This is a genomic window from Flavobacterium tibetense (assembly GCF_003293845.1).
In the GTDB taxonomy this organism is placed as follows: Bacteria; Bacteroidota; Bacteroidia; order Flavobacteriales; family Flavobacteriaceae; genus Flavobacterium; species Flavobacterium tibetense.
This window is the reverse complement of sequence record NZ_QLST01000010.1, coordinates 1-20,230: the sequence shown is the minus strand read 5'-3', so window position 1 is coordinate 20,230 and position 20,230 is coordinate 1. Positions and strand designations below refer to the sequence as shown.

Annotated in this window: 13 protein-coding genes; 9 read left to right on the top strand and 4 right to left on the bottom strand. The window is 35.4% G+C overall.

All coding sequences use genetic code 11. The annotated features are described in order from the left end of the window. Position 1: 1 nt before the first annotated feature. From DPN68_RS08795 to DPN68_RS08765, 7 genes are all read left to right on the top strand, one after another. Entirely contained in the window at positions 2 to 1,756 is a 1,755-nt protein-coding gene (locus DPN68_RS08795; RefSeq protein WP_113989286.1) for a porin family protein, read from the top strand. A gap of 120 nt (positions 1,757 to 1,876) precedes the next feature. Continuing rightward, positions 1,877 to 2,326 (top strand): hypothetical protein, encoded by a 450-nt coding sequence (locus DPN68_RS08790; protein ID WP_113989285.1) that lies wholly within the window; start codon positions 1,877 to 1,879, stop codon positions 2,324 to 2,326. Positions 2,327 to 2,507: 181 nt separating this feature from the next. Then, a complete protein-coding gene (gyrB, locus tag DPN68_RS08785) occupies positions 2,508 to 4,448 on the top strand; it encodes a DNA topoisomerase (ATP-hydrolyzing) subunit B (protein WP_113989284.1) in 1,941 nt (646 codons plus the stop codon). Beyond that, complete coding sequence (locus tag DPN68_RS08780) at positions 4,420 to 5,448, top strand: DUF6588 family protein (protein WP_239987065.1); 1,029 nt, start codon at positions 4,420 to 4,422, stop codon at positions 5,446 to 5,448. The genes gyrB and DPN68_RS08780 overlap by 29 nt, the downstream gene beginning before the upstream one ends. Positions 5,449 to 5,477: 29 nt before the next feature. After that, complete coding sequence (mdh, locus tag DPN68_RS08775) at positions 5,478 to 6,410, top strand: malate dehydrogenase (protein WP_113989282.1); 933 nt, start codon at positions 5,478 to 5,480, stop codon at positions 6,408 to 6,410. A gap of 177 nt (positions 6,411 to 6,587) precedes the next feature. Beyond that, positions 6,588 to 9,515: a protein translocase subunit SecDF gene (secDF, locus tag DPN68_RS08770; protein ID WP_113989281.1), complete on the top strand. Its 2,928-nt coding sequence runs from the start codon at positions 6,588 to 6,590 to the stop codon at positions 9,513 to 9,515. 82 nt (positions 9,516 to 9,597) lie between these two features. Next, the gene (locus DPN68_RS08765) at positions 9,598 to 10,044 is read left to right on the top strand and encodes a gliding motility lipoprotein GldH family protein (protein WP_113989280.1); all 447 of its coding nucleotides are present in this window, start codon (positions 9,598 to 9,600) and stop codon (positions 10,042 to 10,044) included. A gap of 12 nt (positions 10,045 to 10,056) precedes the next feature. Here DPN68_RS08765 and lgt read toward each other — a convergent pair whose 3' ends face one another. From lgt to folE, 4 genes are all read right to left on the bottom strand, one after another. Continuing rightward, complete coding sequence (gene lgt, locus DPN68_RS08760) at positions 10,057 to 11,007, bottom strand: prolipoprotein diacylglyceryl transferase (protein WP_113989279.1); 951 nt, start codon at positions 11,005 to 11,007, stop codon at positions 10,057 to 10,059. A 340-nt stretch (positions 11,008 to 11,347) separates the two neighbouring features. Further along, positions 11,348 to 11,605: a membrane protein insertion efficiency factor YidD gene (gene yidD, locus DPN68_RS08755; RefSeq protein ID WP_113989278.1), complete on the bottom strand. Its 258-nt coding sequence runs from the start codon at positions 11,603 to 11,605 to the stop codon at positions 11,348 to 11,350. A gap of 41 nt (positions 11,606 to 11,646) precedes the next feature. Continuing rightward, a complete protein-coding gene (cysS, locus tag DPN68_RS08750) occupies positions 11,647 to 13,128 on the bottom strand; it encodes a cysteine--tRNA ligase (RefSeq protein ID WP_113989277.1) in 1,482 nt (493 codons plus the stop codon). Between the two features lie 397 nt (positions 13,129 to 13,525). Then, a complete protein-coding gene (gene folE, locus DPN68_RS08745; RefSeq protein WP_113989276.1) occupies positions 13,526 to 14,197 on the bottom strand; it encodes a GTP cyclohydrolase I FolE in 672 nt (223 codons plus the stop codon). Positions 14,198 to 14,344: 147 nt separating this feature from the next. On the opposite strand from folE, the gene DPN68_RS08740 reads away from it, so the two are divergent. Both DPN68_RS08740 and DPN68_RS08735 read left to right on the top strand, forming a co-directional pair. After that, positions 14,345 to 14,764: a hypothetical protein gene (locus tag DPN68_RS08740; protein ID WP_113989275.1), complete on the top strand. Its 420-nt coding sequence runs from the start codon at positions 14,345 to 14,347 to the stop codon at positions 14,762 to 14,764. 4 nt (positions 14,765 to 14,768) lie between these two features. Then, on the top strand, positions 14,769 to 20,230 hold a 5,462-nt coding region (locus DPN68_RS08735), incomplete at its 3' end, for a beta strand repeat-containing protein (RefSeq protein ID WP_113989274.1).

Below are 20,230 nucleotides of genomic sequence, written 5' to 3'. Positions count from 1 at the left end.
TATGAAAAACATAAAATATATAATCATAGGAATTTTTGCTTTTGCAACACAGTTTATTTTCTCACAAAAGAAAGACGAAAACATTGGTTCGGAAGTTGTAAACATTGTGAAACCTTATACGCCAACCATTTCTGATGCTTTCAAAGTAAAAGAAACGCCCGTTTTGGATGATGATGATAATGCGAAAAAAGAAGTGATTCAGTATAACATTTTCTCATTTCCAGTAGCGTCAACTTTTACACCTAATAAAGGAAAAGCAGCTGGTGTGGATAAACAAGAAAGAGAAAAACTATACAAAAATTACGCAACTTTAGGTTTTGGTAATTATGGAACAGCTAATGCAGAATTATTCATTACCGAAAACATCAATAAAAATAGCTATGTTGGTGGAATGATTCGTCATTTGTCGTCGCAAGGAGGTATTGATGGCGTAGTGTTGGATGACAAATTTTACAACACAAGTTTAGATGTAACCTACGGTGTTCGTGAACGTGATATGAATTGGAATGTAGATTTAGGCGTGAAAAACCAAATTTTCAATTGGTATGGTTTGCCAACATCCACTATTTTCTTCGATGAAACAACTATAAATGCAATTGATGCCAAGCAAACTTATAATACCATTGCACTTGGTTCAAAAATGAGTACTAAAGACGGACTTTTCAGCGAAGGAAGTCTTTTGTTTAAACGTTTTTCAGATGGTTTTGGATCGGGTGAAAATAGATTCAACATCAAACCAGCTTTCGATATCGATGTAATGGATCAAAAAATCAATGCTGATTTCTTAGTTGATTATGTAGGCGGTTCTTTCGAAAGACAATACGAAGCCGATGAAGAGTTGAAATACAGCAACGTTATTTTTGGAACAAAACCAAGTATTTTATACCAACAAGACGATTTGTCAGTGCAAATTGGAGCAGGAATTTTCTACACAACAGGAAAGTTCAACGGAACAAGTGATAGCAAGTTGTTTGTGTATCCAAACGTAAAAGCTTCGTATAGAATTGTTGGTGATTTGTTAATTGGTTACGCAGGAGCTGAAGGAGGTTTGAATCAAAATTCATACGCCGATTTTGTAGACCAAAATCCATTTGTTTCTCCAACTATGTTTGTTGCACCAACAGATAATAAATACGATATTTATGTTGGTTTAAAAGGAAAATTAGCCAATGTAGTTGCGTTTAATGTTAGAGGTTCTTACAACAACGAAGACAACAAAGCACTTTTTGTGAGTAATGAATTTAATACAATGTATGCCAATACAGAAGGTTATGCTTTCGGAAACTCATTTGGTGTAGTGTATGACAATGTTAAAACCATGAGCATTTTCGGAGAATTAAAAGCGGATTTTTCAAAAAGCACTACTTTTGGAATTAGCGGAACTTACAATAATTTCTCCTCCGATACACAAGCGGAAGCATGGAATTTACCACAATTGAAAATTGCTTCTACCTTAGATATTGACATTACTGAAAAATGGTATGCTGGCGCTTCTATTTTCTTTGTAGGAGAAAGAAAAGACAGAATTACCGTTCAAGATGATTTATTGGTAAATCCTGGCACGTTCTCTACTCAAGAGGTAACTTTGGATAGCTTTTTCGATTTGAATGCGCATTTGGGCTATAAATACAACAAACGATTAACAGCATTCTTAAAAGGAAACAATTTAGCGAACCAACAATACAACCGTTGGGCAAATTTCCCAGTACAAGGAATTCAAGTGTTGTTAGGAGCTAATTATAAGTTTGATTTTTAATTATTCGCCACGAAGGCACAAAGTCACTAAGAAGTTTTTTAATTATATGATTTTTGTGTTTTAGCTTATTAAAATAATTTATTTAATCTTCGCGACTTTGTGCCTTCGTGGCTTTATATAATGACTTTCAAACAAAAAATAAAATCCCATTACACCCAACTTCTAGAAGCTAAAATACTTACGCTTCAGATTCAAATTGCAGATTTAACAACAGATGCACAAAATGACGCCAAAGGTTCTGCTGGAGACAAGCATGAAACGGCATTGGCTATGATGCATTTGGAACAAGAAAAACTCAATCAAAAATTAGCCGAAAATTTAAATCAAAAAAATATTTTAGAAGCTATTGATTGTGGTGTTTTGCATAAAGTAATTGCGCTAGGAAGTTTGGTAAAAGCGAATGAAATGTATTTTTTCATAGCAACTGCTTTGCCTCAAATAACGCTAGATGAAGCAACTATTTTTGGTGTTTCACCACAAGCACCCATTGGAATACAGTTTATGGGTAAAAAAGCGGGAGATTGCATTCAAGTCAATGCAATAACGTATAAAATTGACTCGGTTTTTTAATCGAAAATTTCACAATACTTCAAGACTCTTGGAATAATAGTAAAATTTACTTCAAAATTGTTCAAAAAAACGAACATTTGTTAATAACTTCCCTATAAAACATAACGAAATCGCCTTAAATTTTTATGAGAATACTTATATTTGTCTGTTTAACAAAAATGAGTATTTAAGCGAAAGTCATATGAGCGAAGAAGTAAAGAAAAATAATTATTCTGCCGATAGTATCCAGGCGTTAGAAGGGATGGAGCACGTAAGAATGCGTCCGTCTATGTATATTGGCGATACGGGTGTTAGAGGTTTACATCACTTGGTTTATGAAGTAGTAGATAACTCAATTGATGAGGCGTTAGCCGGACATTGTGATACTATTGCGGTAATTATAAACGAAGATAATTCTGTTTCTGTTGAAGATAACGGACGTGGAATTCCAGTAGATATTCATAAAAAAGAAGGTATTTCTGCTCTTGAGGTTGTAATGACTAAAATTGGGGCAGGAGGTAAGTTTGATAAAGATTCATATAAAGTTTCTGGAGGATTACACGGAGTAGGAGTTTCTTGTGTGAATGCATTGTCAGATCATTTAAGAGCTACCGTTCACAGAGATGGTAAGGTATACGAACAAGAATACGAAAAAGGAAAATCATTATATCCAGTAAAACAAATTGGAACTACAGATAAAAGAGGAACAATTGTAACTTTTAAGCCTGATGCAACAATTTTTACACAAACTTTAGAGTATTCGTATGATACTTTGGCGGCTCGTATGCGCGAATTGTCTTTCCTGAACAAAGGAATTACAATTACCATGACCGACAAAAGAGATATTGATGATAAAGGGGAAGCGAGAAAAGAAGTTTTTCATTCCAAAGAAGGTTTAAAAGAATTTATTCGTTTTTTAGATGGAAATCGTATGCCAATTATCGGGCATGTTATTTCAATGGAAAATGAGAAAAGTGAAATTCCTGTTGAGGTTGCATTAATATACAACGATAGTTATTCTGAAAATATTTTTTCTTACGTAAACAATATCAATACGCACGAAGGAGGAACGCACTTGCAAGGTTTCCGTATGGGATTAACACGTACGTTAAAAAAATATGCAGATGCCTCTGGTTTATTGGATAAGTTGAAATTCGAAATTTCGGGTGATGATTTCCGTGAAGGATTAACGGCTATTATTTCTGTAAAAGTTCAAGAGCCACAATTTGAAGGACAAACCAAAACCAAATTAGGAAATAGAGAAGTGGTTTCACCAGTTTCTCAAGCCGTAGCGGAAATGCTAGAAACCTATTTGGAAGAAAATCCAAACGATGCTAAAATCATTGTTCAAAAAGTAATCTTAGCTGCGCAAGCACGTCACGCTGCCAAAAAAGCACGTGAAATGGTACAGCGTAAAACCGTTATGGGCGGTGGTGGTTTACCTGGGAAATTATCTGATTGTTCAGAGCAAGATCCACAAAAATGTGAAATTTTCCTTGTAGAGGGAGATTCGGCAGGTGGAACAGCAAAACAAGGTAGAGATAGAGCGTTTCAAGCGATTTTGCCATTAAGAGGTAAAATTTTGAACGTGGAAAAAGCAATGCAACACAAAGTATTCGAAAATGAAGAAATTCGAAATATTTTTACAGCACTTGGAGTTACCATTGGAACAGAAGAAGATAGCAAAGCATTGAATTTATCGAAGTTGCGTTACCATAAAGTAGTAATTATGTGTGATGCCGATGTCGATGGTAGTCACATTGCTACTTTGATTTTAACATTCTTCTTTAGATACATGAAAGAGTTGATTGAAAACGGTCACGTTTATATCGCAACACCACCTTTATATTTAGTGAAGAAAGGAAACAAAAAAGAATATGCTTGGAATGATGATCAACGTGATTTAGCCAACGAAAGAATGGGTGGAAATGCAGCTATTCAACGTTATAAAGGTCTTGGGGAAATGAACGCGGAGCAATTATGGGATACCACAATGAATCCAGATTTCAGAACTTTACGCCAAGTAACAATCGATAGCTTAGCAGAAGCCGATAGAATTTTTTCTATGTTAATGGGAGATGAAGTACCACCACGTAGAGAGTTTATTGAGAAAAATGCCGCTTACGCAAAAATCGATGCGTAAAAAGTTTTTAGTCATACAGTTCGTTTTTGCCTTGTTTTTAAGTTCTAAAAGCAACGCTCAAACGGCTGACGATATTCAAAATATTGCATTGCTTTTGGGCGATGCATTATTTTTTTCAGAGCAATACATTCAACCTGCTACTGATGCAGCTATTTATCAATCTTCTTCAGGATGGATTGTTTCTCCTAAGAAAAAGGAACGTTGGAAAGTTACTTTAGGACTTCACGCAAACGCATTTTTTGTGCCTAAAAATGATAGAGAGTTTACTATTCAGAACAGTGACTTTAGTTTTTTCGAAATTGAAGGAGCCGCTTTAGCAGTAGTGCCAACCGCTATGGGCAATTCTAATCAAGTCTATTTAATAGGTGAAATTGGTGGAGAACAAGTGCGTTTAGAAACACCAAGAGGTGTGAATCAGGAATCTATTGTTTATCCTTATTTGCAAGGAACAATCGAGTTGCCTTATGGATTTGAATTCATTGGAAGATATTCGACCAAAACCAAATTGAAAAAAGGCTATTACCAAGTGTATGGTTTTGGGTTAAAACATAATTTTAGTCAATATTTTTCCAAACTAGAAGCTAAAAAAATCAATTTTGCATTAGCTACAATTTATTCCAATGAGGAAATAAGTTTTGATTTTTTGGATATTAATACGGCTTATGGAAATTTAGGAATCAATAAATTAACGAGTACGGTTGATACGTTTCATTTTATTTTTAGTGCTTCCAAAGAATTTAAAAAATTTGAACTGATTTCTAATCTAATTGTGAATACTAGTAATTTCGAATACATTGTTTCTGGGCAAAAAGGAGAAATTGAAGAAATTATTCCGTTACAACAAACCATTAATTCCTTATTAGAAACTATTGCGGAAAGAAAAACGAATGTAATAGGGGAGATTTCTGGTAGATATCAATTTGATAAATTTTATTTACAAAGTTCATTTGCATTTGGTAAATTTGCAAATCTTAATTTAGGAGTTCAATATCAATTTTAATAAATATAAACTTTTTTAAATACAACAACATGAAAGTAACAATAGTTGGAGCAGGTAACGTAGGAGCCACTTGTGCAGACGTTATTTCGTACAGAGGAATTGCTAGCGGAGTAGTATTATTAGATATCAAAGAAGGTTTTGCTGAAGGTAAAGCTATGGATATTATGCAATGTGCTACTACGACCGGTTTTAATACCAAAGTTTCAGGAAGTACAAACGATTATTCAAAAACTGCAGGAAGTGATGTAGTAGTAATTACATCAGGAATTCCAAGAAAACCAGGAATGACTCGTGAAGAACTTATCGGAATCAACGCTGGAATTGTTAAAACGGTTGCGGATAATGTATTACAACATTCTCCAAACGCAATTATCGTAGTAGTTTCTAATCCAATGGATACGATGACCTATTTAACTTTAAAAGCAACTGGATTACCAAAGAACAGAGTAATTGGTATGGGCGGCGCTTTAGATAGTTCTCGTTTCAAATATTATTTATCACAAGCTTTAGGGAAACCAGCAAACGATATTCAAGGAATGGTTATTGGTGGTCACGGTGATACTACAATGATTCCATTAACAAGATTAGCTTCTTACAATGGTGCACCAATTGCTAACTTCATGAGTCAAGACGAAATGGATAAAGTAGCAGCTGCAACTATGGTTGGTGGTGCTACATTAACTGGTTTATTAGGAACTTCAGCTTGGTATGCTCCAGGAGCTTCTGTTGCTTTTTTAGTTGATAGTATCTTAAATGACCAAAAACGTATGATTCCTTGTTCAGTAATGTTAGATGGTGAATACGGTCAAAGCGATATCTGTATTGGTGTGCCGTGTATCATTGGTAAAAACGGAATTGAGCAAATTGTAGACATTCAATTAAATGATGCTGAAAAGGCTTTATTTGCTAAGAGTGCAGACGCTGTTCGTAATATGAACGCTGATTTAAAAGCAGTTTTATAATACAGTAATAATAACAATGAAAACTGTCAATACCAATTGGCAGTTTTTTTGTGGACAATATATAGAAGCAACAAATATAAAAAACCAATTTTATTCCAAAATAAAATTGGTTAATCCTATTGTAAATTATATATTTGTCCGTTTTTATAAAAAATACATAATTAATATTTAGTAATAATGCAGAATAAAGGACTGATTAAATTTTTCGCAATTCTTTTTGCTTTGGTATGTGTATACCAATTAACGTTTACTTTTGTAGCAAACGGTATCGCGAAAGACGCAAAAACTTTTGCAAATGGAGATTTCTCTAAAGAATTAAGGTATTTAGATTCTATCGGAAACGAGAAAGTTTTTTTAGGAAAAACCTACAATGAGGTTAGAGATAACCAATTGCAAAAAGGTCTTGACTTAGAAGGTGGAATCAATGTAATTCTTCAAATCTCAGTAAGAGATATCTTAAAAGGATTAGCAAACAACACTACAAATCCAGCTTTCAACAAAGCTTTGGCAGATGCTAAAAATAACCAAAGAGGAAATCAAGATTATTTTGATGCTTTTATGGTTGAAGCGAATGCAGCTAACTTGAAATTAGCAGATGCAGATGTTTTTGGTAACCGTAACTTAGATGAGGTGATTAAATTCAACATGACTAATGCGCAAGTTGAACCAATCATCAAGCAAAAAGTTTTGGAATCAGTAGAAAGTGCTTTCAAAGTATTGAGAGAACGTATTGATAAATTCGGAGTTACACAACCAAATATCCAACTTTTAGGAAATTCAGGAAGAATTTTAGTAGAATTACCAGGAGCTAAAGATGTTGACCGTATTAAGAAATTATTACAAAGTACAGCGCAATTAGAGTTTTGGGAAACTTACAAAGTTGAAGAAATTGGGAACTTTTTAGTAGAAGCTAATGAAGCTTTGAAAAAAACAGAAGTTAACGTTAAAGAAGAAGTAAAAGAAGTTGCTGCAACTTCAGGAATTGATTCTTTGTTAACTGATAAAGCAGATTCAACAAAAACACAAGTGAATCCATTATTTGATAGTATGGTAGCTGGTGGACAACCAGGAACTCCATACATTGCTATGTTCTTAACAAAAGATACAGCTAAAATTGGTGGATATTTAAGAAGAAACGATATTAAAGCTTTATTGCCAGCACAATTTTCAAATGCTAAATTTTGTTGGGGTAAAATCAACGAAAAATCACCTGAAGTTGTTGAATTATACGCTTTAAAAGGAAATAGAGAAAACAAAGCGCCTATTAGTGGTGGTGTTATCGTTGATGCAAGAGATACTTTTGATCAAATGGGTAAGCCTGCTGTTTCAATGCAAATGAACGGTCAAGGTGCTAGAGAGTGGGAAAAAATAACTGGAGCAGTTTCTCAACAAGGAAACGCTATTGCTATTGTTTTAGATAATGTTGTTTATTCTGCACCAGGTGTAAGTAGAGGAGCTATTACTGGAGGACAATCTGAAATTTCAGGAAGTTTTTCAATCAATGAAACTAAAGATTTAGCTAACATCTTAAGAGCAGGAAAATTACCAGCGGCTGCAGAAATTGTGCAGTCAGATGTGGTTGGACCATCTTTAGGAGCTGAAGCTGTAAATAGTGGTATGATTTCATTCATTATTGGTTTTGCTTTGGTATTGTTATGGATGATTTTCTACTACGGAAAAACAGGTTTCTATGCTAACTTAGCTTTATTAGTAAACATTTTATTCATCTTTGGAGCTTTAGCTAGTTTTGGTGCTGTATTGACATTACCTGGTATCGCTGGTATTGTATTAACAATTGGTATGGCGGTTGATGCTAACGTAATTATTTTCGAAAGAGCAAAAGAAGAATTAGATTCTGGTAAAACAGTTGAAGAAGCAGTTAATTATTCATATACTTGGAAAGGAGCAATGTCTTCTATTGTTGATGCGAATATTACAACAGCTTTAACAGCAATCATCTTATTAGTTTTTGGAACTGGACCAATTAAAGGTTTCGCAACTACTTTATTGATAGGTATTTTAACTTCGTTATTTACTGCAATTTTCATCACAAGAATTTTCTTGGATTGGAGTTTGTCTAGAAACGAAGGAATTACTTTCTCAACTTCAATTACTAAAAATTGGTTTAAGAATATGAACTTCGATTTCTTAGGAAAACGTAAGTTAGCGTACACTATTTCAGCAATTTTAATTGTATTGAGTTTAGTTTCTTTATTTACTAAAGGATTAAATCAAGGTGTGGATTTCAAAGGAGGAAGAACATTCCAAGTTCGTTTTGATAAAACAGTTTCTGCTCCAGAAGTTACTTCAGATTTGGTAGCTGTTTTTGAAAGTGCTGAAGCGAAAGTTTTTGGTAGCGACAACCAGTTGAAAATTACAACTAAATACAAAGTTGATGAAGAAGGCGAAGGTGTTGATAAAGAAGTAAACGAGAAATTGTATGAAGGATTGAAAAAATACTTACCAGCTGACATGACTTACGACCAATTTGTAACTTCTTATGAAGGAAAACAATACGGTGTAATGCAAGCTTCTAAAGTATCTGGAACAATCTCTAAAGATATTAAAACCAACTCTATTTGGGCAGTTTTAGGTTCGTTGTTAGTGGTGTTCATTTACTTAATGATTTCGTTTAGAAAATGGCAGTTTGGTTTAGGTGCTGTTGCTGCTGTTGCGCATGACGTAATTATTGTATTAGGTATTTTCTCTTTCGGTAATTCGTTCTTACCATTTAACATGGAAATTGATCAAGCGTTTATCGCTGCAATTCTAACGGTTATTGGTTACTCGTTGAATGATACCGTAATTGTATTTGACCGTGTTAGAGAGTTCTTAAATTACAATTCATCTAAAGATTTCAAAGGATTGGTTAATAAAGCGTTGAATTCTACATTAAGTAGAACCATCAATACTTCTGCTACAACTTTAGTGGTATTATTAGCAATTTTCATCTTTGGTGGAGAAACTATTCGCGGATTTGTATTCGCTATTTTAGTGGGTATTTTGGTAGGAACTTACTCTTCGTTATTCATCGCAACTCCTGTTATGAATGATACCATGAGCAAAGACGAAGCTGAAAAATTAGCTATGGATATTAAAGAGTAATTCCTTTAATAAATTATATTTTAGAAAGTCCTGACGAAAGTCGGGACTTTTTTGTTATTTTAGTAAAACTAAATCTAGTATTATGCTGAAAAAAACTTGTTTGTTATTGTTAAGTTTAACCTTGTTTTCATGTGATTCCAATGTGGTTTATGATTCTTTTTCAAACGATTTTAAAGATAATCGTTGGGTAAGTGAAGATTATCGCGAGTTTGATTTTATAATTGAAAAGGAAGGGAATTATGAAGTGCAATTGCATTTTGGTCATATTGACAAATACCAAATTCCAAAAGTGGATGTACAAATAGAAATAACTACTCCAGATGGAACGGTGAAAACTATTCCAAAGGTTTTAGAAATGCAATCAGAAACAATAAAAAGTGATTGTATGGGCGATATCTGTGATTTGTTCGTTCCAATTGTATCTGATAACATGATTCAAGGAAAACACAAGATAGTCGTTAAAAACACTTCAAAATATCCTTATTTGCCGGATGTGTTGGGTATTGGTGTAAAAGTAACTAAGAAATAAAAAAAATCTCGATTAATTCGGGATTTTTGCTTTTATCATAAACCATAAACCAATAAAGATAAACGGAATACTCAACCATTGACCAGTAGAGAAAATTCCCCAAGAAGTTTCAAAACCACCTTGACTTCCCTTAACATATTCTACAACAAATCGGATGCTCCAAAGCAAAACTAAAAAGGTACCAAACAGTAAACCTTGTTTTTCTCTAGCGTTAGTTTTCCAATACATATAAAATAAGATGGTAAATACAAAAACATAACCAATGGCTTCATACAATTGCGCCGGATGTTTAGCAGGAACTAACTGTAATAATTCACTAAACTGTGGGTTGGTTTCTATTGCTTTATACGCTTGATTTACATTAGGAATTTGTGTTTTTTCAACAGCATCTCTACCCGAATAAAAATCACGAATGAATTTCATTCCAAAAGAAGAAGTAGTTTCTGTTCCTACGATTTCAGAATTCATAAAATTACCCAAACGCACAAAAATAGCTCCACTAGCAACAGGAATAACAATTCTATCTAATATCCATAATAAAGGTTTTTCAATTATTTTTTTTCGCTTTATTATTATCATTGCAATGATAATAACTATTGCGGCTCCATGACTAGCTAACCCTGCAAAACCAGTGAATTCCCAGCCTTCAATAAAACCAAACAAGTTTTCATTTGGATTTTCTCTAATAGGAAGTAATATTTCTAATTTGTGGCTTTTAAAATATTCCCAATCATAGAAAAATACTTGACCTAATCTTGCTCCAAGAAGTGTTGCAATAACTGTATAAACAAAAACGCTATCAAGCTTTTCTATATCTAAACCTTCTCTCTCGAAAATATGTTTCATAATATACCAGCCTAATCCAAAGGCTACAACAAACATCAAACTGTAATAACGTAACATGAAAAAACCTAAATCAATTCCTTCCGAAGGATTCCAAACTATATTGAGTGCGTGAATCATAATTTTTATATCTGATTAAAGCGTAAAAATAAATATTATTATTGGTAAACCTGTTAAAATTGCGATAAGAAATTTACAAAGGCAATATCAATTTCAAAAATCAACTTCAAACTTGAAACTTGCAACAAAAAATTAGGAACACAGATTGAAAAAAATTAAATAATTTAAAAATTAGATAAGTGAAACGCTCTGTGTCGCTCTACTCAACACAATCAAAATCAAAAAAACTCTGTGTATCTCTGTGTAATTTTATCGTAATACATTTAAAGAAGCAAAGTGATACGCTCTGTGAAACTCTATTCAACACAATCTAAATCAAAAAAAACTCTGTGTAAAAACCTTAAGGAACCGGATCATACCCACTTTTACCCCAAGGATGACAACTAAAAATGCGCTTTATTGCCAACCAACTTCCCTTAAATATCCCATGTTTTTGTAATGCTTGAATGGTATAAGTAGAACAAGTAGGTTCAAACCGACAAGTAGCAGGAGTAAAAGGAGAGATGCCAACTTGGTAAAAACGTACAAGTAGCACCAAAGGAAAAACAATCCATTGTTTCAGGGTTTTTGGATAAATGGATTTTGGTTTACTACACATAATAAGAAAAAAGAACCTCTAGGAGATTCTTTATTTTATGATTAAATACTAAATGTTGTTCCTTCTTTTCCGTCTTTTAATTGGATGTTTAAAGCTAGTAATCGGTCTCTAATTTCATCTGATAAAGCCCAGTTTTTATTAGCTCTAGCTTCGTTTCGCATTTCGATTAGCATGTTAACAACACCTTCTAATTTACTGGTGGAATCTGAAGCCACTCTTTCACTTCTAATGCCCAATACATCAAAAACGAAAGCATAAAGAGTCGTTTTTAATAAATCAATAGCTTCCTGCGTTAAAGTTTCTTTACCATCGTTAACCAAATTAATAAAACGAACACCTTCAAATAAATTCGCAATTAAAATGGGCGTATTGAAATCATCATTCATGGCATTGTAGCAACTTTGTCTCCAGTTTTCAATATCTAAAGTCGATTGGTTACTACTTGGTAAACGGTTTAAAAGTGTAATACCATCCATCAAACGTTGGAATCCTTTTTCACTGGCTAACATCGCATCATTGGAAATATCCAAAACACTTCTATAATGTGCTTGTAAAAAACAAAAACGTACAATATTAGGAGCAAATGGCTTCTCAAAGAACGAATTTTCACCTGTAACCAATTCCATTGGAAGAATATAATTTCCTGTCGATTTACTCATACGTAAACCGTTCATCGTTAACATATTGGTATGCATCCAATACTTCACTGGCGAATGTCCGTTACACGCTTTTCCTTGCGCTACTTCACATTCATGATGTGGAAATTTCAAATCCATTCCACCACCGTGAATATCGAAAGTTTCGCCTAAATATTTGGTGCTCATTGCGGTACATTCTAAATGCCAACCTGGAAATCCTTCACCCCAAGGCGAATTCCATCGCATAATGTGAGCCGGAGAAGCATTTTTCCAAAGCGCAAAATCTTGCGGATTCTTCTTCTCGCTTTGTCCGTCTAAATCGCGTGTATTGGCAAAAAGTTCATCGATATTTCGGTTACTCAATTCGCCGTAATTCATCCCTTTTTGGTTGTAAGCAAACACATCAAAATACACCGAACCATTGCTTTCGTAAGCAAAACCTAAATCAATTAACTTTTGAGTCAATTCAATTTGTTCTAAAATATGTCCAGTCGCCGTCGGTTCAATCGTTGGCGGTAAAAAATTAAAAGTATCTAAAACCTTATGAAAATCCACCGTATATTTCTGTACGATTTCCATAGGTTCTAATTTTTCTAATCGGGATTGCTTCACAAAACGGTCGTTATCTACATCGCCATCATCGGTTAAATGTCCGGCATCCGTAATATTTCTAACGTATCTAACTTTATAATCTAAATGTTGTAAATAGCGGAAAATCACATCAAAACTCATAAAAGTACGCACGTTTCCAAGATGCACATTGCTGTAAACCGTTGGTCCACAAACATACATGCCAATATTTCCTTCATGAATAGGGGTAAAGGCTTCCTTTTCTCCCGAAAGCGTATTGTAAACTTTTAATTGTTGTGTTTTGTATAATTCCATAATATTATAAACTTTTTTTGGAGCTACTTCCTGCTATCCATTACAAGTCCTCACATAAAAATTTGTTTTTCTAAGTGGTAAGAAGTGCTTCTTAGGTCGCATTTTTACCACAACAAAAACTAAATTTTTCTTGCTCCGGGCTTTTCATTCCTATCAGGGCTAGTTTATTAGTTTCAAGTTTCAAGTTTCAAGTTTCAAGTTTGTTGTTTATGGTTTATTGTTAGTTGTTTAAGTTTTAACTTCCATCATCCCACTTCCATCTTCCATCATCCAGCATCCAGCATCCAACATCCTTCATTTGTCATTCCGAGCTTGCGAGGAATCTCCTAACCTTGGTAACCGCTAAACGAAGTTTAGCCAAAACCTATCACCCATCACCAAACACCCATCACCCAAACTAAAACTGCGTATCCAACTTAATATAATCCAAAAACTCTCTTCTTACTTTTTCTTCTTTGAATCTTCCACCAAATTCAGCTGTAACCGTGCTACTTTCAATATCGCGAATGCCTCTTGAATTCACGCATAAATGTTTGGCATCAATCACACAAGCCACATCTTCTGTTCCTAAAACTTTTTGTAATTCTTGTACAATTTGAATATTCAAACGTTCTTGCACTTGAGGTCTTTTGGCATAATAATCCACAATGCGGTTCATTTTTGATAAACCAACAACCGTTCCATTCGAAATATAAGCCACGTGAGCGCGACCTACAATAGGAAGCAAATGGTGTTCACAAGTAGAATAAACCACAATGTTTTTTTCCACTAGCATTTCATTGTATTTGTATTTATTATCAAAAGTAGAACTTCCAGGTTTTTTGTTTGGATTTAGTCCTCCAAAAATTTCTTTCACAAACATTTTTGCTACTCGGTTTGGAGTTCCTTTTAAACTATCGTCAGTTAAATCCATTCCTAAAGTGTTCAGAATGCTTTCAACGTCTTTTTTAATCAGTTCAATTTTTTGGTCATCCGTTAATTGAAAAGCATCTTTTCTCAAAGGAGTTTCTGCACTAGTAGCAACATGATTATTGCCTATTTCGTCGTGTAAATCTTCGTTTGTATTCATTGTTTTTTGTGTGAAGCAATTTTAAAGGTGCAAAGATAAGTATTTAAGTTTTATAAAAAATTTCAAATGTTAAATATTAGAAAAACAAATGCTAAAATTTAATTAATTGTTAAATTTGTGCAGTTGTAAACCAAAATCATAACAATAATGAAAAAATGTTTCCTTACAATGCTTTTTGTTTTGAGTACCTTTTTGAGTAATTCTCAAGAACAAAATAGTAATTGTGACTTTAATTACCAAATAAATGTTTCTCCAGCTAAGAGTGACTTATTAGAATCGCTTCAAGAAGCGCAAATGAAATGGGATTTTTCAAAACTTAAATTAAACAAAGATTTAACAGTGACTATTGAAGTAGTCCCTATTTTTGATTGTTTTAATGGTGAAACAGCTACAGATTTTAAGGAAACTATAATTATAAGTTCCGATAAGTCTGATTTTAAAAGTAAAGGAAGTTTTTTGTTTAATCTTGATAATATGATGGCCAAGTGTTTTAAATGGAGAGTTATTGTAAAATCAAAGAGTTGTACTGAAGCGTCAAATTGGAAGCATTTTTCCTATCTAAAATAGTAAGATGAAGAAATTATACTTTTACATATTTTTAATATTTTCAAGTTTTGCATTGGCGCAATCACCTACTTGTGAAAATGCAGCTGCAATGTGTTCTGGGAATCAAGGTCCATTTGTTAATACTACTGGAGTACCGAGTTTTGGGTCTTTGGGTTGTTTGGGCTCAACACCTAATCCTGCTTGGTTTTATCTTCAAGTTGGTACTTCTGGAAATATTGATATGACTTTGTTTCAAACTTCTAATGCAACTGGGGGAGGTATTGATGTTGACTTTATTCTTTGGGGACCTTTTAACTCACTTAGTAATATTTGTAATAACTTGGCAATTTATTCACCAGGTTATACAGGACCTAATAATGTTGTTGATTGTAGTTTTTCTGCTGCAGCAACAGAACAAGTTAATATACCAGGTGCAATTGCGGGTCAATATTACATGCTATTAGTTACAAATTTTTCTAATCAAGCGGGTACATATACTTTAAATCAAACTGGAGGTTCTGGCGCATTGAGTTGTTCAATAGTTTGTGGTGTTACTTTAGGTCCCGATTTACCATTTTGCGGCTCAACAACAAGTACAACATTAACTGCTAATTTTTTACAAGCACCAACAGCTGCAGGTTCTCCTGTGTATTCATGGTTTTTTAATGGAGTTTTTCAATATACAACAACTACTAATACCACAGTTGTTAATCAGAGTGGAACTTGGTCTGTTGAAGTTACAAGACCGGGATGTTCAGATGTAGCAACCGATGATGTTGAAGTGCAATTTAGTGTTGCAGTTCCATCTAACCCTGTAGGTCCTTTAGTAGGCCCACCTGGTGAGTGTAATCCTGTTTTTAATTTAAACGATGTTTTAGCGGCTATCGTAGCACCATATGATCCTGCATCATTTACTTTTGTAGTTGTTGATGAAAATTTTGATCCAATTACTGATTTAGCTAATTTTTCTCCCACAGCAACTACTTTTATTGGAGTTGAGCCTACTCTAGGAACTTGTGGAGGTGATTTTCAGGTAATCAACGTTATAGTCGATTGTGTAGTTCCTACTTGTCAATTAGATTTAACATCAGCTACAGAGACTACTAATCAAACGATTTGCTTAGGGGAAACAATCACAGATATTACGTATACTTTTGGTGGTGATGCCACGAATGTAACAGTTGTGGATTTGCCAGCAGGGGTTACAACAACAATTGCATCAGGAATTTTAACCATAAGCGGAACACCTTCAACAACTGGTTCGTTTACTTATACGGTTTCTTCAGTGGGTTGTTCACCAGAATTAACACTTCAAGGAACTATTACTATTGCCGATGCGCCAACTTTTACAAATTTAAGTGCAATTACCCCTATTTGCGAAGGTGAAGACGCTGTTTTTACCCTAGAAGGTAGTGCAGGAGCAACGGTTGAATACACTATTAATGGTGGAGCAATTCAAACAGAAACATTTAATGCATCAGGGGAAGTAATAATTACAATTCCAGCTGTAACAGCAGATACCACCATAGAAGTATCTGAAATCGCCATCGGTAGCTGTATTGTTGTATTAAATGAAACAATTACAGTTGTTGTTAGTGTTATACCTGATGTTTCAACAATTGATGTAACAGCCCCAACTTGTGTATTAGCAGGATTTGCAACAATAACGAATTACGATGCTACATTAACTTATACCTTCACACCAGCGGGACCAACCATTACGGCAGCTGGGTTGATAGAGAATGTTGTATTTGGGACAAGCTATGTGGTTAATGCAGACAATGGAAATTGTACATCGGCAGACTCAACACCATTCACGGTTCAAGATATTTTAGCAGTTCCTGATGTTCCAACCATTACAATCACGGCACCAACGTGTTTAGCCGCTGGATTTGCGACCATTACGAATTACGTTGCAGGAATGACTTATGATTTCACCACAACAGGACCAACAGTTGATGGTACGGGATTGATTTCAGGAATGACTTTTGGCACCAGTTATGAAGTAGCGGCGAATAACGGCAGTTGTTCATCAGTGAATACAGCGCCATTTAGTATTGAAGATATTTTAGTAACACCAGCAGTACCAACGGTGGCTACAACAGCACCAACTTGTACAGCAGACGGTTTTACAGAAATAACCAATTACGATGCTATATTAACGTATACTTTCACACCAGCAGGACCAACCATTACGGCAACAGGATTGATAGAAAATGTTGTATTTGGGACAAGTTATGTGGTGAATGCAGATAACGGAGATTGTACATCGGCAGACTCAACACCTTTCACGGTTCAAGATATTTTAGCAGTTCCTGATGTTCCAACCATTACAATCACAGCACCAACATGCTTAGCTGCAGGCTTTGCAACGATTACGAATTACGTTGCAGGAATGACTTATGATTTCACGCCAGTAGGACCAACAGTTGATGGTACGGGATTGATTTCAGGAATGATTTTTGGTACGAGTTATGAAGTAGCGGCGAATAACGGCAGTTGTTCATCAGTGAATACAGCGCCATTTAGTATTGAAGATATTTTAGTAACGCCAGCAGTACCAACAGTAGCTACAACAGCACCAACTTGTACAGCAGACGGTTTTACAGAAATAACCAATTACGATGCAACATTAACGTATACTTTCACACCAGCAGGACCAACCATTACGGCAGCAGGATTGATAGAGAATATGGTTGTTGGAACGAGTTACACTGTAACAGTAGGAAATACAACTTGTACATCAGCGGATTCTGCAGCGTTTAGCAATGCAGCCCAACTAGTAACACCAGATATTCCAACCATTACAATCACCGCACCAACATGTTTAGCGAATGGATTTGCGACCATTACGAATTACGTTGCAGGAATGACTTATGATTTCACGCCAGTAGGACCAACAGTTGATGGCACGGGATTAATTTCAGGAATGGCTTTTGGCACCAGTTATGAAGTAGCGGCGAATAACGGCAGTTGTTCATCAGTAAATACAGCACCATTTAGTATCGAAGATATTTTAGTAACGCCAGCAGTACCAACGGTGGCTACAACAGCACCAACTTGTACGGCAGACGGTTTTACAGAAATAACCAATTACGATGCTACATTAACGTATACTTTCACACCAGCAGGACCAACCATTACGGCAGCCGGATTGATAGAGAATATGGTTGTTGGAACGAGTTATACTGTTACAGCAGAAAATACAACTTGTACATCAGCGGATTCTGCAGCGTTTAGCAATGCAGCTCAACTAGTAACACCAGATATTCCAACCATTACAATCACTGCACCAACATGTTTAGCCGCTGGATTTGCAACCATTACGAATTACGTTGCAGGAATGACTTATGATTTCACGCCAGTAGGACCAACAGTTGATGGCACGGGATTGATTTCAGGAATGACTTTTGGCACCAGTTATGAAGTAGCGGCGAATAACGGCAGTTGTTCATCTATAAATACTGCACCATTTAGTATTGAAAATATTTTAGTAACGCCAGCAGTACCAACGGTGACTACAACAGCACCAACTTGTACGGCAGACGGTTTTACGGAGATAACCAATTACGATGCTGCATTAACGTATACTTTCACACCAGCAGGACCAACCATTACGGCAGCCGGATTGATAGAGAATATGGTTGTTGGAACGAGTTATACTGTTACAGCAGAAAATACAACTTGTACATCAGCGGATTCTGCAGCGTTTAGCAATGCAGCTCAACTAGTAACACCTGATGTTCCAACCATTACAATCACCGCACCAACATGTTTAGTTGCTGGATTTGCAACCATTACGAATTACGTTGCAGGAATGACTTATGATTTCACCCCAGCAGGACCAACAGTTGATGGTACGGGATTGATTTTAGGAATGACTTTTGGCACTAGTTATGAAGTAGCGGCGAATAACGGCAGTTGTTCATCTATAAATACAGCACCATTTAGTATTGAAAATATTTTAGTAACGCCAGCAGTACCAACAGTAGCTACAACAGCACCAACTTGTACGGCAGACGGTTTTACAGAAATAACCAATTATGATGCAACATTAACGTATACTTTCACACCAGTAGGACCAACCATTACGGCAGCCGGATTGATAGAGAATATGGTTGTTGGAACGAGTTACACTGTAACAGCAGAAAATACAACTTGTACATCAGCGGATTCTGCAGCATTTAGCAATGCAGCTCAACTAGTAACACCAGATGTTCCAACCATTGCAATCACCGCACCAACATGTTTAGCTGCTGGATTTGCGACCATTACGAATTACGTTGCAGGAATGACTTATGATTTCACGCCAGTAGGACCAACAGTTGATGGTACGGGATTGATTTTAGGAATGACTTTTGGCACTAGTTATGAAGTAGCGGCGAATAACGGCAGTTGTTCATCTATAAATACAGCACCATTTAGTATTGAAAATATTTTAGTAACGCCAGCAGTACCAACAGTAGCTACAACAGCACCAACTTGTACGGCAGACGGTTTTACAGAAATAACCAATTATGATGCAACATTAACGTATACTTTCACACCAGTAGGACCAACCATTACGGCAGCCGGATTGATAGAGAATATGGTTGTTGGAACGAGTTACACTGTTACAGCAGGAAATACAACTTGTACATCAGTGGCATCAGCATCATTTATTAATGCAGCCCAATTGATAACACCAGCAGTTCCAACGATTTCAACAACAGCACCTACGTGTTCTTCAAATGGTGCGTCAACCATTACGAATTACAACGGAGCATTAACGTATACTTTTACCCCAACAGGACCAACAGTTGGAGCAGGAGGGTTAATTTCAGGAATGACAGTTGGAACATCTTATACAGTAACGGCAGGTAACGCAACATGTACTTCATTAGCATCTACTTCATTTAGTAATGCAGCACAATTACCAGCGCCAGTTGTGACAAGTGTAACGAATAACGGGCCAATTTGTGAAGGTGGAAATATTGTTGTGTTTACAATAATAGGAACACCAAATGCGGTTGTATCTTATTCAGGAGTTGTTGGAGTTCCAGCCAGTACAGTAACCTTAAATGCTAGTGGACAAGCTACCGTTACAGTAGCAGGAGCAACAAGCAACCAAACTATAACATTAAATACAGTTACTAATTCTATAACAGGTTGTAGTGCTACAATAAGTAATACCAGTACAGCTACTGTTTTACCATTGCCAACAGCAAACCTAAGTTCCGCTAATCCAGCTACTTGTTCAGGAGGTTCTGTGGTATTGAATTTCACAGGAACACCTAATGCAATTGTTTCATTCACAGACGGAACGAACAATTATAATGTAACTTTAGATGGTACAGGAGTTAATAATTATACGACACCACCTATTTCAAGTACAACAACTTTTACACTAACAAGTGTGGCTACAACAGCTACGCCATCATGTTCACAACTAGTAGGAGATAGTGTGACGGTTGTTATTACCCCACGTCCAATAATGACCGCTTCACC